Source organism: Clostridium sp. FP2 (assembly GCF_011065955.2).
GTDB classification, from domain to species: domain Bacteria; phylum Bacillota; class Clostridia; order Clostridiales; family Clostridiaceae; genus Clostridium_AD; species Clostridium_AD tagluense.
The window spans coordinates 1,593,005-1,610,666 of the sequence record NZ_JAAMNI020000001.1 but is presented as its reverse complement, the minus strand read 5'-3'; the positions used below and the strand labels follow the sequence as shown (position 1 = coordinate 1,610,666).

Sequence of the window (17,662 nt, the reverse complement as noted above, 5' to 3'; positions counted from 1 at the left end):
CTTGTTCCCTTTACTCCTCAGATAAAGTCCATAATTCTTGTTTTGTTGTTGAAATTGCCATGGCTCCTGCACTAATTGATTCCATTATATCCTTTTTAGTTTGAATTAAGCCCCCTGCTATAATTGGTACTCGAACTTGATTTTCCATACTTTTAATAATCTTGCTTGCAACTCCTGGCATAACTTCTACAGCGTCTGGTAGCACAGATTGTATATTATGTATTCCTGTTTTAAGGGAAAGTGAATCCACCACAAATATTCTCTGTATAACACAAAAATTTAATTTTTTTCCATTTTTTATATTTGTTGCTTTTGTAGTTATAATACCGTAGGGTTCTCCGCATTGCTTTATAAAAAGCAGTCCAGTATAATCCCCTTTTAATCCTTCTATCAAATCCACATGAACAAATACTACTTTGCCTGCCTCTTTAAGCCTCACACATATTTTCTTTAGACTTATTATGCTTCCATACAATACAAACACAATAAGAACACCACTATGAATTACTTTTTCTAAATCTTCTTCATTTCTTATTGCTGCAATAACCGGGTTTTCTATTAGTAATTGATCTAAGTTTTCCAATAATATATCCCCCAAACATTTATTTTAGTTTCCATAATATAACCTAATATAATAAAACAAAATATCAAGACTACGCTACCTTAAATTATAGTTCCCTTATCTTCGACCTTATATTAATAAAATTAATTTTATCACACTGCTATTTTTCTTTCAAGTTTATTTATTTGTTATACTTTTATACCAAATACACAAATATAATCTTTACGTTTTAATCAGAACATTCTAATTAAATCATCTATGGGAATTATATTATATATACATTATTTGGTTTTATAATTATTTACTCTTGCAATTGTTTAATTATTATGTTAGCATTAAATTAAATAATTTAGAGGCGAAGAGAAGAGAGCCTTGATCTATAGGTATTTTATACCTATTTTTCAAGGTTCTCTTTTTGTTTGCGTTTAGGAGGTAATATGATGTTTGATGTAACTATTATTGGTGCTGGTATTGTGGGATGCTCCATTTCAAGAGAGCTATCTAAATATAATTTGAAAACATGTGTACTTGATAAATCTAGTGATGTGGGTTCTGGAACCTCAAAGGCAAATAGTGCTATTGTTCATGCAGGGCATGATGCAGATCCAAGTACTCTGAAGGGGAAATTAAACGCCCTAGGTAATGCAATGTATACAGACCTTGCCAAGGAATTAGATTTCCCATTTAAGAGAAATGGATCATTGGTTTTATGTTTTGACAAACAGCACCTAGGAGATCTAGAAAATTTACTTCATCAAGGAGAAAAAAACGGAGTACCTGGTTTAGTTATTCTTACTGGGGATCAGGTTCGCGAAATGGAACCTAATATAACTAAAAAATGTGTTGCTGCACTATATGCTCCAACAGGTGGAATAGTTTGTCCATATGAAATGACTATTGCTATGGCAGAAAACGCATATAACAACGGTGTGAAATTTGAATTTGAAACTGGAGTCATTGATATAGAAAAAAAATCAAATAATTATATTATAAAAACTAATAAAGGTATCATTGAAACAAAAATAATCATAAACGCAGCTGGTTTGTTCTCGGATGAAATTAATAATATGGTAAGCGATCACAAGTTTAAAATACTTCCAAAACGAGGAGAATACGTTTTATTTGATAAAGCTGTAGGAGATTTAGTTACAAAAACTATTTTCCAACTTCCAACTAAACTTGGAAAAGGTGTTTTAGTTACACCTACTGTGGATGGCAATCTGCTCGTTGGTCCTGATGCTGTAGATGTAGAAAGCAAAAATAATCTTTGTACAACTAAGGAAGGTATTGATGATATTTTATTAAACGCAGGACTCAGCATTCAAGAGCCACTTCCTATGAATATGGTAATAACCTCTTTTGCAGGTAATAGAGCAAAAAATAGTGGAAATGATTTTATAATTGGGGAGGCAATTGATGCTAAAAACTTTATTAATGTAGCATCAATTGATTCACCAGGTTTAACTAGTGCTCCAAGCATTGCTGTAATGGTAGCTGATATAGTAATAGGAAAATTAACACCTGAAAAAAATTCAGAATTTAATCCTATACGACAAGGTATAAGAAAATTTAGAGAAATGTCAAATGAAGAGCGAAAAGAAATAATTAAAGAAATACCTGAATACGGTAAAATTATTTGCAGGTGTGAAACCGTAACTGAAGGCGAAATTATAGATTCAATAAGAAGACCCCTTGGAGCAACAACACTTGATGGAGTTAAAAGACGTACAAGAGCTGGAATGGGGAGATGCCAATCAGGCTTTTGTGCTACAAGAGTTGTAGACATACTATCAAAAGAACTTAATATACCTCGCGACCAGGTTACAAAATCAGGTGGGAATTCTATTTTAATAACTGGCAAAAATAAAGACTTACTATAAATTGGAGGAATAAATATGCAAGAATATGATTTAGTCATAATAGGTGGCGGTCCAGCAGGACTTGCAGCTGCGGTTTCTGCAAAGGATCAAGGCATAAATAGCATTTTAATTATAGAAAGAGATGACCAATTAGGTGGTATTCTAAATCAATGTATTCATAATGGTTTCGGTCTTCATACCTTTAAAGAAGAATTAACTGGTCCTGAATATTCAAAACGATTTATTGACAAGGTTGTTAGTCTTGGCATTGAATATAAGCTAGATACTATGGTTTTGGATGTAAATGATAATAAACAAGTTACTGCAGTAAATGCGCAGGACGGTATTCTTGAGATTAAGGCAAAAGCAATAATACTTGCAATGGGCTGTCGTGAAAGACCAAGGGGAGCTTTAAACATACCAGGCTCAAGATGTTCAGGTATTTATACAGCAGGAACAGCTCAAAAATATGTTAATGTGGAAGGCTTAATGCCAGGCAAAGAAGTAGTAATCCTTGGTTCCGGAGATATCGGACTTATAATGGCAAGAAGAATGACCCTAGAAGGAGCAAAAGTAAAAGCTTGTATAGAACTTATGCCCCATTCAAGTGGACTTAAGAGGAATATTGTACAGTGCTTAGACGATTTTGATATTCCACTAAAATTAAGCCACACTATAATAAATATACATGGTGGAGATAGACTTTCTGGAGTTACAATAGCTGCAGTTGATGATAAGAGAAAGATAATTGCTGGCACTGAGGAATATATTCCTTGCGATACATTACTCTTATCTGTTGGACTTCTACCTGAAAATGAACTTTCTAGAAAAGCAAATGTTAAACTTTCTAGAGTTACTGGAGGACCTGAGGTTGATGAAAGTATGCAGACAAGTATTTCTGGTATATTTACCTGTGGTAATGTGCTTCATGTTCACGATTTGGTAGACAATGTAACTACTGAAAGCTACACTGCTGGTAGAAATGCCGCAGATTATATAAATGGAATTCACCACGAGGGAATTGGGATTCCAATTTTCGCAACAGGTGGTGTTAGATATACAGTACCAACGACTATCAATGCTGAAAATATCGGTAATGGAATAGATGTTAGATTTAGAGTAGGCGAGGTCTATAAAAATTCTTATATATCCGTATACTTTGATGATGCTTTAGAAATGCATTTGAAAAAGAAGATTTTGACCCCTGGCGAAATGGAAAGTTTTAAATTAACTAAAGCAGTTTTTGATAAATATAGTGAATGTACGAAGATTACTATAAAAGTAGAAAAGGAGTAGTATATTATGAGTACTAGAGAATTGACTTGCATAGGCTGTCCAGTGGGTTGTGCTCTTACAGTAGAGCTTTCTGGCAATGAAGTTATAAGTGTATCCGGCAATACCTGTAAAATCGGTGAAAACTATGGTAAGAAGGAATGTACAAATCCAACAAGAGTTGTTACATCATCTGTTTTAGTAACAAACGGAAAAAGTGCGATACTTCCTGTAAAGACTGAGAAGGATATTCCAAAGAATTTGATTTATGACTGTGTAGGAGCATTAAAAAATCTTTCAGTAAAAGCTCCCATCCATATAGGTGATGTAGTACTGAAAAACGTACTTAACACAGGCGTAAATATTATAGCAACTAAGGATATTGAAGAGGCATAATGTTCTTTGTAGCATAGTGCCATCAAGGTGGCAAATGGCATGTGTCAAGTTCCACCTTGATGGCAAATTAATTATTGTTAAATTCACGGTATTAATGAATATAATACCGTGTTTATACAAACTTCAAGTAAACGTTTTCCAATAAATTCAAGAAGGAGTGTAAAAATTTATGGCTAAGTATGTAATGGCATTAGACCAAGGAACAACAAGTTCAAGATGCATTTTGTTTAACAAAGAAGGACTAATTGCAAGTGTAGCACAAAAAGAATTTACACAGATATTTCCGAGTGCAGGTTGGGTTGAGCATGATCCTATGGAAATTTGGGCTACTCAATTAGGTGTGGCACAAGAAGCTATGGCTAAAATCAATGTAACAGCAGAAGATATCGCCTCTATCGGTATCACAAACCAAAGAGAAACTACAGTAGTTTGGAATAAACACACTGGAGTTCCTGTATACAACGCAATAGTTTGGCAGTGTAGAAGAACAGCTGGTACTTGTGATGAATTAAAAGCTACTGGTTTTGATAAAGTGGTAAGAGAGAAAACTGGCCTTATACTTGATGCTTATTTTTCTGGAACAAAAATAAAATGGATACTTGATAACGTTAATGGTGCTAGAGACGAAGCTGAAAAAGGCAATTTAATATTTGGTACTATAGATACCTGGTTAATTTGGAAATTAACCAGAGGAGAGGTTCATGTAACAGATTATACAAACGCTTCCAGAACAATGCTATATAACATTCATAAACTTACATGGGACGATGAACTACTTAGTACTTTAGATATCCCTAAATCAATGCTTGCGCAGGTAAAACCATCAAGTTGTCTTTATGGATATACTGATAATTCAATATTTGGTTCTCCTATAGCAATAGCAGGAGCCGCCGGTGATCAACAAGCTGCTTTATTTGGACAAACCTGTTATCAAGCAGGAACAGCTAAAAACACCTATGGTACTGGTTGCTTCTTATTAATGAACACTGGTGAAAAAGCAGTTGATTCCCACAACGGTTTGCTTACAACTATAGCCTATGGTATTAATGGCAAAGTTAACTACGCTCTTGAGGGAAGTGTATTTGTTGCAGGAGCAACTATTCAATGGTTAAGAGATGAACTTCGAATGATAAAGACCGCACCTGAATCAGAAGAATATGCTACCGCTGTTGAAGATACAAACGGTGTATACATGGTTCCAGCCTTCGTCGGACTTGGCGCACCTTATTGGGATCCATATGCAAGAGGAGCCGTAGTCGGGTTAACTCGCGGCACCAAGAAAGAACACTTCATAAGAGCCGCTCTTGAATCCTTAGCTTATCAGACAAATGATGTATTAAAAGCTATGCAAGAAGATTCAGGTATTACACTTAAGGCTTTAAAAGTTGATGGTGGCGCCTGTGCTAATAACTTCTTAATGCAGTTCCAATCAGATATATTAGATGTTCAAGTTGACAGACCAGAAGTTATTGAAACAACAGCCCTTGGCGCTGCATATTTGGCAGGACTTGCAGTTGGATATTGGAAAGATCAAGAAGAAATCGCAAAAAACTGGGCACTTTCAAAATCCTTTGAATCAAAAATGGGAGAAGAAAAAAGAGTAAAACTTTTAAAAGGTTGGCATAAGGCTGTTGGAAGATCAATGGACTGGGTGGAAAAATAAAGAAAATGTAAATATCAGAACTAAAATGTAGTGTACATTTTAGTTCTGAATCAAATAAATTATATAGGGGGTATAATAATATGCTAATATATTTAGCAGAGTTTTTTGGAACAATGTTACTTATTCTTCTTGGTGATGGTGTAGTTGCAAATGTAGTTCTCAATAAGACAAAAGGAAATAACTCTGGATGGATAGTTATTTGTTTTGGTTGGGCATTTGCAGTCGGAGTTCCAGCTTACATATTTACAGTAAGCGGAGCATCTTTTAATCCTGCACTTACTTTAGCCTTGGCTGTAATTGGCAAATTATCCTGGTCTGTAGTACCTGGTTATATCATAGCTGAGATGCTTGGAGCTATAGTCGGCGGAGTTCTTGTTTGGATAATGTATTATCCTCATTGGGCAGTTACAGATGACAAAGCAGGAAAACTTGCTGTATTTTGTACAGCACCTGCAATTAGACATACACCATCAAACTTTATATCAGAATTTATTGGTACATTTGTATTAGTATTTACATTACTTGGAGTTGCTCAAACAAAATCATCTCCTGGATTTGGACCACTTATTGCCGCATTTATCATTTTAGTAATAGGTTTATCTTTAGGCGGTACAACTGGATATGCTATTAATCCTGCCAGAGATTTAGGACCAAGAATAGCTCATGCTATATTGCCAATAGCTGGTAAAGGAGATTCTGATTGGGGATATGCATGGATACCAGTAGTCGCTCCTATTTGCGGTGGCATCGCAGGTGCACTAGCAGTAGTTGCTCTATTTGGTTAAATCTATAATTTAAACTTTGTTGTATAAAAAAATATATTTAACAAAAGCCGAAGCCTCCATCAAACATGGAGGCTTCGGCTTTAATTAATTATTTAATGTTCATTTATGAAATCATTAATCTGCCCATGCCACTCATCTGGTCCAAAAGTACCAGGGATTGTATCCTCTCCAAATAAAAGGTCTACTAAATATCTAGGTTTCTTACCTCCTATATATATTGATTTAGAGCAGGAAACACAATAAACAACAACATCAGCAGCTGGCATCTCTCCAGCACGCTCTTTCATTTTATCTTTAACTTGCTCCAGAGGAAGAACACCGTAAAAACTATCTCCACAGCAAGTACCCTTTGTTCTTGTTTTTTCTGGCTCTAACACAATGATATTCATCCTTTTCAATAACACTCTTACTGCATTATGAATTCTCTCCTGATGCCTTGTAGGACATGCATCCAGAATTGCCATTTCTTTTCCTTTGTAATCAGGAAATGAAAATGTTTTACTCTCAGCTAATACCTCCCAAAGTGAAATTGTTGTTATTCCTTCATAGAGCTCTCTATAACGTCTATCGCAACCAGAACAAGTATTTATTATTTGTGTCCCTCTGTCTAAAGTTGGTTCATGTCTACAGCAAATTAAATATTCATCTATCTTTCCTAAATCATTATTTAAAAAATCTAGCACTTTTCTCCCTAGCTCTGGTTTGTAAATCATTAAAGCACACCCTGGTGCAAATACTTTTTTCATAATAATCTCCTACCAATCTTTTTAAATTTTTAATCCCCAAGGTTGGCTTTCATAATCAACTTTAACTTTTCCTGAAACATCATGATTATACACATAGACATATGCTTCTTGAGTCTCATTCCTATAATTGACTACGTTAATTAATTTTTTTATGTATAAACTTCCTTCTTCCTCAAGTATATCTAGTTCGCTCAATATTCTACTATCAATAATATAAAGCTGGCCTTTAACATTATCATTCTCACTGTGAATTATTCCAGGGTAACTACCTAAATCGTATAGTGCAAATCCTTCTGCTATAACATCTCCTGCAAATCTAGCCTTTGACAGGTATCTTTCATGATTACTATTTCCACTCATAAGTGTTCCATAGACAAAAACCACTATTGATTCAGATAATTCATCTACAGCTTCTTTGATTTTACTAATGTATTCCTCTAAACTACTTCCAGATTGAATATTTTCTCCCCCTGTTTGAAATTTACCTACCATATTACACCCCTCCATAAATTGTTATTCTTAATTGCGTTATATAGATTATATCACTTTAAATAATCCATTTGTGAGCAAAAATTTATAATAGGTGTGTTGATATATGCAGTTCCTAGTTATTTTATAATAAACTATGATTTAAAAAGATATATTAACTCTAAAAAAACAATATGAACACCTCACTCCCTTGCTAATACCAAATGAAACAACTTGATAATTTATTAACATAATGATATTATTCTTATGTAATTAAAACAATTTACCTGGAGTAATATATATATTTATGAAAACAGTAAATATACTTTGCTCCCTGTTTGAATTTTAGAATTTAGTATTTATATCACAATATTGTAAAAATAGGAGCGGCGATAAATATGAAAACTTTCGATAATGATATACAGCTTATAAAATATGAGGTAATAAGAGAAGTAGTTAAGCTTTCTATTAAAGGAACTCTAAAAAAAGAAGGTAAAAATCTATTTAAGGTACTTGTTCCAGGACCCAAAGCAAGAACCCGTTGTTGCATTCATAAGGAAAGAGCAATTATTGGTGAGAGAATAAAACTTGTAATGGGTGGAGATAAAAAAAATAAAAATGTTGTTGAAGTAATAAATATTGCTTGTGACGAATGCCCCATACAACGATTTACTGTTACTGAAGCTTGCAGAGGTTGTCTAACCCACAAATGTGTTCAAGTATGCCCAGTTGGTGCAATTCACTCTATAAATAGACGCTCTTATATTGACACCAACAAATGTATTGAATGCGGTAAATGCAGAGATGTTTGTCCATACAATGCAATCTCTGATGTTAAAAGGCCTTGTATTAGGGCTTGTAATGCAGGTGCTTTAAGCATTGATGAAGATAAAAAGGCGGTAATTAATAATCAGAAATGTATACAATGCGGTGCTTGCGTTTATCAATGCCCTTTTGGTGCAATTATGGATAAATCTTCAGTAGTAGAGATTACTAATTTATTGCTAGCAGCAAAAGAAGATAAAAATAAACATGTATATGCCATAGTTGCACCTGCAATTTCTAGCCAATTTACTTATGCTAAAATTGGTCAAGTAGTCTCAGGAATAAAGAAAATGGGTTTTCAAGATGTCATAGAGGTCGCCCTTGGTGCAGATATGGTAGCACAAAATGAAACAAGCGAATTTTTAGAAAATATTGAGCAGCTCAAAGCTATGACAAGCTCTTGTTGCCCAGCTTTTGTGTCTTACATTAAGAAAAACTACCCAGAACTCGGCAAATATGTTTCAAACACGGTTTCACCAATGATAGCAATTTCTAAACTAATTAGAAATACAGACCCACTAGCTAAAATTGTATTTATGGGACCTTGTACGGCTAAAAAAATGGAAATAAATGAGGCCGATATAAAAGGCATTACTGATTATGCAATGACTTTTGAGGAGCTTCAGGCAATGCTTGATGCTTTTGACATAGATCTTCTAGAATGCGAGGAACTTCCCTTAAACAATGCTTCTTTCTATGGAAGAATTTTTGCTAAATCAGGTGGTCTTACAGAAGCTGTAAAACATTTAGTAGAAGCTGAAAATACTTCACTTGAGTTTACACCTATAAGTTGTGATGGCCTTATTGAATGCGATAAAGCACTAAAATTATTGAAATTCAACAGATTAAACGGTAATTTCATAGAAGGAATGGCCTGTAGTGGTGGATGTATAGGTGGGCCAGCCTCCCTTAATCATGGTCCAAAGGATAAAAAAGAAGTAGATAAATATGGGCAGTTAGCCTTAGAAAAAGATGTCAGTGATTCATTGAGAGTAATTAAATTAGATGAAATTGATTTACATCGTGGCAAAGACTTTATGTCTAAATAATAATTTATCTTTAAAATTAATATTCTATCCAATTATAAAATAATCTTTATAAAAGAGCATAAACTAAAAATAGTTTATGCTCTTTTATGCATTATTTCATTAATTCCCTTTAAAAATCTAGATACTATAACTTCAGATTCTATTTTATATAAAAAACAATAGCTTCATATGGTCTTAAAGTTAGTTTTTCAATATTATTTTCAGTATCTTTATAATTTGATATTAAAATAGTGGATTTGCCCTTAAATTTTAAACCTTCTGGCAATATAAAATTAACTTCTTTCCCATAAAAATTATTTATAACTAAAAGTCTTTCCTTCTTCATTGAACGAACATAAGCAAATATCTGTGGATCCTCTTCTAATATAATCTCAAAATCACCATAGGCAATTATATCATATTTTTTTCTAAGCTTTATAAGCTTCTTGTAGTGATAAAAAATAGAATCTTCGTCCTTTAATGCATTCTCAGCATTTATTTTCTTATAATTGCTACTTATTGATATAAGCGGTGTCCCTGCAGTAAAACCAGCATTTACATTATCATTCCATTGAACTGGAGTACGGGAATTATCTCTTGATTTTGATTGCAAGATTTTAATTATTTCTTTATTATCCATACCCTCATCTTTTAAAATATTATAACAATTAATCGATTCTACATCTTTATATAACTCAATTTTATCAAAATATGGATTTGTCATACCAAACTCTTCGCCTTGATAAATATAAGGTGTTCCTCTTAACATATGTAGCGTTGTTGCCAGCATTTTTGCAGATTCACTATGGTATTTTTTATCATCTCCAAAACGAGACACAATCCGGGGCTGATCATGATTGCACCAAAATAGTGCATTCCAACCATTACTTTCCTCAATACCAACCTGCCAGTCATTAAGAATTTGTTTTAACCCTAAAAAATCAAAATCCATCAAACTCCACTTATCACCATTTTTATAATCCACTTTAAGATGATGAAAATTAAATACCATAGACAATTCCTTTTCCTTTGGATTTGAATATTTACCACAATTTTCTATAGTTGTTGAAGACATTTCTCCAACTGTAATAATATCTTCATGTTTTCCAAAACTTTCCTTATTAAGTTGTTTTAAATATTCATGAATTTTAGGACCATCTGTATAAAAACGGCGACCATCGCCTGTATAATCATCTTCATATTTTTCTGGTTTTGAAATTAAGTTAATTACATCAAAACGAAATCCCTTTACACCTTTTTCTATCCAAAAATTAACCACTTGAAATACTTCTTGTTTCAATTCTTGATTTTCCCAATTAAGATCTGCTTGTGTTTTGTCAAATAAATGTAAATAGTATTCATTGAATTCTTCTGTATATTCCCAAGCAGAACCTCCAAACTTGGAAATCCAATTAGTTGGCTGTTTCCCATCAACAGCTTGTTTAAATATATAGTAATTTTTATATTTTTCATCGCCCTTTATAGCCTTTTGAAACCATTTATGCTTTGTAGATGTATGGTTAAATACCATATCTAGCATAACATCTATGCCTAATTTTTTAGCTGCTATAACCATTTCATCAAAATCTTCCATAGTTCCAAAATTACTATCAATACTGCAATAATCCGATACATCATAACCATTGTCCTTTTGAGGTGAATTATAAAATGGTGTTAACCATATATAGTCTACTCCCAATTCTTTTAAATAATTTAATTTTTCAGTAACACCTTTTAAATCACCAATTCCATCTCCATTTGAATCCTTAAATGATCTAGGATAAATTTGATAAACCACACTTTTTTTAAAATCTTTCATAAACTCTGATACTCCTTTAAATGAATGCATATAAAAGGATTTATATGAAATATTCCTTTTATATACATTATAAATTTATAGTTACTTAATGTTTAATCCTCTGGTGCAAACTTTGCTGCAAATTTTGTTTTAGAAAGAACAAGAGTTAATATAAAGGGAACCACTATTGCAACCAGCATTGCCAATGAGAAAACCAACATATATTTAGGTTGAATAGATAATATACCGGGAAGTCCACCAACACCAATGGAGTTTGCCATAACTCCTGAGGCTACAGATATTACCCCTGCAATTGCTGATCCTACCATAGCTGCTAGGAATGGATATACGTATTTTAAATTAATACCAAACATAGCTGGCTCAGTTACTCCTAGGTAACATGAAATAGCAGCTGGAATTGACACTTGTTCTTCTTCTGGTTTAGTTTTTTTGTTTATAAATATCATTGCTACAACTGCAGATCCTTGAGCTATGTTTGACAATGCAATCATTGGCCATAAATTTGTTCCGCCAAACTCAGCCATAAGTTGCAGATCAATAGCATTTGACATATGATGTAGCCCTGTAATTACTAAGGGGGCATAAAAGAATCCAAAAACCGCTGCAAATAACCATCCAAAAGCAGAAGTCAAACTGCTGTACACTACACCTGATATAGCTGAACCTATCGCCCAACCTATTGGGCCTAAAACAGTATGTGCTATTATTACAGTTGGCACCAATGCTAGAAAAGGTACTACTATCATAGATATATATTCTGGAACAATCTTACGCACATTCTTTTCTAATATTGCTAAAACAAAACCTGCAAGGATGGCTGGGATAACTTGCGCTTGATACCCTACCATTTGAATGTGGAAAGTCCCAAAATCCCAAAACGGAATTTTATCTGCAGCAGTCTTTGCTACATCATAGGCATTTAAAAGCTGAGGAGATACTAAAGTAAGACCTAATACAATTCCTAGTATTTGAGTTGTGCCCATCTTTTTAGAAATAGACCAAGTTATTCCTACTGGTAAGTAGAAAAATATAGCTTCACCAATTAACCACAAGAAGGAATGAACTCCAGCCCAAAATGGATACAGCTGAGTTATTGTTTTAGTTCCACCTTCAAGTAATTTGATATCTCCAATTACGTTACGAAAGCCTAATATCAAACCTCCAACTATTAGTGCTGGAATAAGTGGTGTAAATATTTCTGCTAAATTAGCAAGCATTCGTTGAATAAAATTCATGTTACCTTTTGCTGCATCCTTCGCCTTATCCTTACTAACCCCATCTACTCCTGACACTCTCACAAACTCATTATAAAAATCAGGAACTTCATTTCCTATAATAACTTGAAATTGTCCAGCCTGTGCAAATGTTCCTTTTACAGATTTAATACTTTTGATTTTTTTAATATCTGCTTTTTTATCCTCCTTTAAAACAAATCTCATACGGGTGGCACAATGGGATACTGCTACAATGTTTTCGCTACCACCAATGTGTTCTAGTAATTGTTTTGAATCTTCTGTGAATTTACTCATAAAAATTCCCCCTGTTTAATTTTTTTATCTTTAATGCACTTCAATGCTGAAATTTCGCTAAAACTTATATGCACAGCTTGTCTGTACAAGTTCTTTATATTTTCATATTAACTCATATATACAAGTTAGTCAATAGATTTAACTAAAAAAATGTAAACGATACGAAAATATTTAATTTATATATGAAAGCATAAAAAAAATCGCCTTATCGGCGACGAGCAAAATCAGAAAACACAAAACGATCTGGGCGATGGCGTGATTCAGTATATTCAAATTGTGTTCCATCACTTAAGTATACATAATTTTTAACCACCACAACAAAATTATAAGATTTCATATCTAAATTTAATTTATCTCTTAAAGTAGCAGTTTCAACTTGAATAACTTTACTAGCAAAACCTATTTTTACATTTAAACTCTCTTCAATATATTCATAAATAGATTTTTCTCCAATTTCCACTGTTAGTCCTTGTACTATATCCTTCAAAAAATAATTAATATCAAAAATTATTTTTTCATCTTCTAAACTGCGCACTCTATATAATTTATAAGCTTCCTTTCCAATAGCTAAATTACTTTTTTTGCTTATTGCTTCATCTATAATAACTTCCTCAAATTTAGGTACCGTGGTACTAAATTTTTGCTTGCTACTTTCACTGGCTTCCTTAAAACTTACGAGCCCACCAAAAGAGAAATTAATAAAATCATTTTCTAAAACAAATACGCCTTTTCCATGAAGACTATTAACAAGGCCTTCCTCTGCAAGCATCTCAAGTGCTTTTCTAACAGTTCCACGACTTGCTCCAAACTCTTTACAAAAATCATTTTCTGAAGGTAGCTTTTCTCCTGGTGTATAAATTCCCTTAACAATATTTTTTTTTATATTATCATATATATCTGTGTATAGTTTTTTCATTTCAATCCTCCATAAAGTAAAATCATATAAAATTAATTATATCATAAAACCCCTAAGAATTAAGAGTGTTTTAATTATCACTAGGTTGTTTAATACTGTGTTATAATTTTAATAAGCTTAATATTACACAGGAGATGATAAAACATGGATACAAACATGCTAATAAAACTACTACTACTATTAGTTCCAGCTGGTCTATTTATTTACTTTGATAAAAAACTATTAATTAGCAATAAAGTGCAAACAAAGCTTAAAATAACTAATTTTTTAGGATTATTTGCTTTTATAACAATATCTTTAGTACTTAGTGCAATAGTAGTCGGAACATTATCAATGATTTTGCGTATATCTAACACTTTTACCTATGGGATTCAATCCATTCTAATGGGAGTTCTTCTGGGTTTATTCTCAAATATACAAAAGATAATACGAAAAAAAACTAAGATTTAGAACATTTTTCTTAAGCAGAATGATTTCATTTTGAATAATTCGAATATAAAATTGAGTATAAGCAAAAAAAATATAGAAAAATCTATTTATTTGCAATAAAACCCTTTAGAAAAATATAATTAACACGATAATATATACATAAATGTCATATATTCAATAATGATAATAATATGAAATAATTTAATATGTTATGCTAAAAAATCAAATATGAGGTGAATTTATGTTATCGTTCAAAAAAACATTACCAATTAATGAACTACAGGTAGGAATGATTTCTGCCAACGATATAACCATTCAAGGTAATATATTGCTAGGTAGTGGTATCGCTATTACAGAATCAATACTAATCAATCTAAAAAAGAACTATCCTATTGATGAGCTAGAGGTTTATTTAGAAGATAATTCAAGCAAGTCTTTGAAACTTAAAACCGTAAAAGAACTTGAAAGTACCTTTAATGAATTTTCTTCTAATTTAGAAAATATATTTGATAATATATCTACCTTAGATGTTCCTCAAATGAACGAACTAAGAACTTTCTCACAAAATATTCAGCAGGAATTCACAGCAACGGGGATAGTTATTAGAAATATAATCTTCTATGGTAGTGGAAATGATTCAATTTATAGGCATAGCGTAAATGTAGCCGCTATTAGTTTTATACTAGGCAAATGGTTAGGGCTTGATGAAAAAGAACTAGGTTTATTAACCTATTCGGCAATATTGCATGATTTTGGTAAACTAGAAATAAGTAAGGATATTCTAAACAAAAAAGAGAATCTAACCTCTGATGAATCTGATACTTTAAAGACACACCCCGTGGTAGGGTATCATTTTGTTAAACAAATTCCATATCTAGATCCTTCTGTGGGCCTTACAGTGCTGATGCACCATGAAAGAATGGACGGATCTGGGTACCCTCTACATGTTAGCAATGATAAAATACCAAAATTCGCTAAAATAATAGCAATTGCGGATGAGTTTGACGAACTTAACTCTAACAGATATGCTAAAAAAATCAAAGGCCCACTTGAAGCTCTAAAAGTGATTCAAGATGAGAGTATTACAGAACTTGATCCCATATATTGCAATATGTTTTTAAACCAGATAATAACTTACTATATGGGTGAAAATGTACTACTGAGCGATAAGCGTTCCTGCAAGATTATCCAAATTCAAATAAATGACTTAACAAATCCTATTATGCTTGATGATAATGGATTCATAGACTTAAAAAAAGAGAAAGATTTGTATGTTGAAAAATTGCTAATCTGATAATCACTTTAATGCTAAAGATGTAGGGCATTCATACATCTTTAGCATTTAACAAATGTAATAATAAATCTGGTTCCTACCTCCACCTTACTTCGCACTTCAATCATTCCATTATGCGCTTCAACTATTGATTTTGAAAGGGCAAGCCCTATTCCAATAGAATCGCTTTTCTTTGAGGTCTTTGCTTTATAAAACCGCTTAAATATATTAGGTAAATCAGCCTCATTTATCCCTTCTCCTGTATCTTCTATTGTAATTCTTGTATACAATGGGTTTTCCAAAAGTTCCAAATCAATTGTTCCACCTCTAGGCGTATGTTCTATACCATTCTTAATAATATTAATAAGTGCCTCTTCAAGCCACAATCTATCATGCTTAAAATCTATCTCTTCTTTTTCTTTAAAATCAATCACAACCTGTGCATCATATGCCTTGCTCTCCAGTGCATCTATTGCATCTTGCAATGTTTCATTTAAGCTTTGTTTTTCTTTCACTATTTCTATAGCTTTAGCATCTAATTTAGCAAGCTTAAGTATGTTTTTTATCAGCCAGTTCATCTTTTCTAGTTGGTTTTGATTGTTTAATAAAAAGTCCTCCCTTTGCTTTGATGGCAACTGCTTTGTAATCATAATATCATTATATAAAATTACAGATGAAAGTGGAGTTTTTAGCTGATGAGATATATCTGATAACAACTCTACTAGAAATTGTTTTTCTCGCCTAAGCTCGCTTAAATTACTCCTAATGATTCCTCTCATAAAGTTAAAAGAATTTGCCAGCTTTGAAAAATCTCCTTCTTTATTTTCATTTATAGCTATGTCATAATCACCCTCAACTACCTTCTTTGCAGCAAATGTTAAACTTCTTATTCTTTTATAGAAAAAACTATATTGAAAATAATTAAGTGTAAATAATATAGCAGCCATAATAATAAAAATTAAAATAATTGAATAGTTGTTTTTTACAATCGCCCTATTTACATAGGGGAATAGCTCATCTTCCACACTTTCTGTTAACCCATATTGTTTTAAAAAAACACTTCCACGTGTAGCTTCTTCCTTAGAAACCTCCTTTGTAATAAGTGGTATAATCTCCTTTTCCATTTCAGGGTTCTTTTCAACTACCCTTGCGCTAATTGCTCCTAAACTTTTTATATAGTCAGCCTTTAAATTATCATTATGGGTTTTTAAACACAAGCAAGTAATTAGTAAAAATAGTGTCATTAACAACAAAAGAACAGCCGTGCTTATTTTCAGTCCAGAATTAATAAAATATCTCCTCATAGTAATTTGCTCCTTAATTATCTTCTTCTAAATTGTTTATCACCTAGGTTGCCACAACATCCTTATTCCATTTATACCCTAGTCCACGTTTATTAACTATATACTGAGGCTCCTTAGGATTGTCTTCTATTTTCTCTCTTAATCTCTTAATATAAACAGATAGTGTGTTTTCATCAAAAAAAGGATCTTGTCCTTCTAATAATTCACACAATATCTCATCCCTCTTCATTAAAACATTAGGTTTATTCATAAATATTAATAAAAGCTTATATTCTTGTGCTGTTAGATTTATAATATCGCCATTTTTCCTTACTGCTCCTTTTATATTATCAATAAATATACTTTCGCTTTTCAATATATTTTCTAATGATTTATTTTCTAAGTTCATATTTTTAGAGTTGCGCCTTATTAAAACCTTTATTCTTGATAAAAGTTCTCTTACGCGAAAAGGCTTTGTTATATAATCATCTCCACCTATTTCTAGCCCCTGCACTATATTAACCTCATCATCACAGGCGGTTAAAAATATTATGAGCACATCACTTTTGCTCCTTATGTATTTACATAATTCATATCCATTTCCATCAGGCAGGTTAACATCTAATAAAATCAAATCAAACTTCTCTAAATGGAATAATTCTTTTCCACCTTCTACCGTTGAAGCTCTGGAAACCTCGTATCCACCATCTTCTAGTGAAAATCCTATGCCAAGGGCCAAGGATTCATCATCTTCTACTAATAATAATCTATTCATACTTCTCACCTCATTTTAAAATATTGCAAACAAT

The 17,662-nt window shown here is 32.5% G+C and carries 16 protein-coding genes; 8 read left to right on the top strand and 8 right to left on the bottom strand.

The genetic code is table 11. The annotated features are described in order from the left end of the window. Window positions 1-10: 10 nt before the first annotated feature. Complete coding sequence (locus tag G9F71_RS07415) at window positions 11-583, bottom strand: glycerol-3-phosphate responsive antiterminator (protein ID WP_124997569.1); 573 nt, start codon at window positions 581-583, stop codon at window positions 11-13. Between the two features lie 419 nt (window positions 584-1,002). Between G9F71_RS07415 and G9F71_RS07410 the strand changes: the two genes are divergently transcribed. From G9F71_RS07410 to G9F71_RS07390, 5 genes are all read left to right on the top strand, one after another. Continuing rightward, entirely contained in the window at window positions 1,003-2,442 is a 1,440-nt protein-coding gene (locus G9F71_RS07410) for an NAD(P)/FAD-dependent oxidoreductase (protein ID WP_164951420.1), read from the top strand. A 15-nt stretch (window positions 2,443-2,457) separates the two neighbouring features. Next, entirely contained in the window at window positions 2,458-3,717 is a 1,260-nt protein-coding gene (locus tag G9F71_RS07405; protein WP_164951353.1) for an NAD(P)/FAD-dependent oxidoreductase, read from the top strand. A gap of 6 nt (window positions 3,718-3,723) precedes the next feature. Next, window positions 3,724-4,089 (top strand): DUF1667 domain-containing protein, encoded by a 366-nt coding sequence (locus G9F71_RS07400; protein ID WP_124997564.1) that lies wholly within the window; start codon window positions 3,724-3,726, stop codon window positions 4,087-4,089. Between the two features lie 169 nt (window positions 4,090-4,258). After that, window positions 4,259-5,752 (top strand): glycerol kinase GlpK, encoded by a 1,494-nt coding sequence (gene glpK, locus G9F71_RS07395; protein ID WP_164951352.1) that lies wholly within the window; start codon window positions 4,259-4,261, stop codon window positions 5,750-5,752. A gap of 80 nt (window positions 5,753-5,832) precedes the next feature. Continuing rightward, window positions 5,833-6,537, top strand: coding sequence for an MIP/aquaporin family protein (locus G9F71_RS07390; RefSeq protein WP_164944980.1), 705 nt, complete (start codon window positions 5,833-5,835; stop codon window positions 6,535-6,537). Between the two features lie 92 nt (window positions 6,538-6,629). Here G9F71_RS07390 and G9F71_RS07385 read toward each other — a convergent pair whose 3' ends face one another. Then, window positions 6,630-7,283, bottom strand: coding sequence for a (Fe-S)-binding protein (locus G9F71_RS07385; RefSeq protein WP_164951351.1), 654 nt, complete (start codon window positions 7,281-7,283; stop codon window positions 6,630-6,632). Window positions 7,284-7,304: 21 nt separating this feature from the next. Then, on the bottom strand, window positions 7,305-7,775 hold the full coding sequence (locus tag G9F71_RS07380; RefSeq protein WP_164951350.1) for a gamma-glutamylcyclotransferase: 471 nt from the start codon (window positions 7,773-7,775) through the stop codon (window positions 7,305-7,307). Window positions 7,776-8,149: 374 nt separating this feature from the next. Here G9F71_RS07380 and G9F71_RS07375 point away from each other — a divergent pair, with 374 nt between their 5' ends. Next, window positions 8,150-9,625 carry a 4Fe-4S dicluster domain-containing protein gene (locus tag G9F71_RS07375; RefSeq protein ID WP_164951349.1) on the top strand — a complete coding sequence of 492 codons (1,476 nt, stop codon included), beginning with the start codon at window positions 8,150-8,152 and terminating at the stop codon, window positions 9,623-9,625. Window positions 9,626-9,764: 139 nt separating this feature from the next. Here the strand turns inward: G9F71_RS07375 and treC are convergent, their stop codons facing one another. From treC to treR, 3 genes are all read right to left on the bottom strand, one after another. After that, window positions 9,765-11,423: an alpha,alpha-phosphotrehalase gene (gene treC / locus G9F71_RS07370; protein WP_164951348.1), complete on the bottom strand. Its 1,659-nt coding sequence runs from the start codon at window positions 11,421-11,423 to the stop codon at window positions 9,765-9,767. Window positions 11,424-11,515: 92 nt separating this feature from the next. Next, window positions 11,516-12,952 carry a PTS system trehalose-specific EIIBC component gene (treP, locus tag G9F71_RS07365; protein ID WP_164951347.1) on the bottom strand — a complete coding sequence of 479 codons (1,437 nt, stop codon included), beginning with the start codon at window positions 12,950-12,952 and terminating at the stop codon, window positions 11,516-11,518. 205 nt (window positions 12,953-13,157) lie between these two features. After that, entirely contained in the window at window positions 13,158-13,868 is a 711-nt protein-coding gene (gene treR, locus G9F71_RS07360; protein ID WP_164951346.1) for a trehalose operon repressor, read from the bottom strand. A 144-nt stretch (window positions 13,869-14,012) separates the two neighbouring features. On the opposite strand from treR, the gene G9F71_RS07355 reads away from it, so the two are divergent. Both G9F71_RS07355 and G9F71_RS07350 read left to right on the top strand, forming a co-directional pair. Then, window positions 14,013-14,318, top strand: coding sequence for a hypothetical protein (locus tag G9F71_RS07355; RefSeq protein WP_124997546.1), 306 nt, complete (start codon window positions 14,013-14,015; stop codon window positions 14,316-14,318). 220 nt (window positions 14,319-14,538) lie between these two features. Beyond that, window positions 14,539-15,591 (top strand): HD-GYP domain-containing protein, encoded by a 1,053-nt coding sequence (locus tag G9F71_RS07350; RefSeq protein WP_164951345.1) that lies wholly within the window; start codon window positions 14,539-14,541, stop codon window positions 15,589-15,591. Between the two features lie 41 nt (window positions 15,592-15,632). On the opposite strand, the gene G9F71_RS07345 is transcribed toward G9F71_RS07350, so the two are convergent. Further along, window positions 15,633-16,874: a sensor histidine kinase gene (locus G9F71_RS07345; RefSeq protein WP_164951344.1), complete on the bottom strand. Its 1,242-nt coding sequence runs from the start codon at window positions 16,872-16,874 to the stop codon at window positions 15,633-15,635. Window positions 16,875-16,917: 43 nt separating this feature from the next. After that, complete coding sequence (locus tag G9F71_RS07340) at window positions 16,918-17,628, bottom strand: response regulator transcription factor (RefSeq protein WP_164951343.1); 711 nt, start codon at window positions 17,626-17,628, stop codon at window positions 16,918-16,920. Window positions 17,629-17,662: the final 34 nt, after the last annotated feature.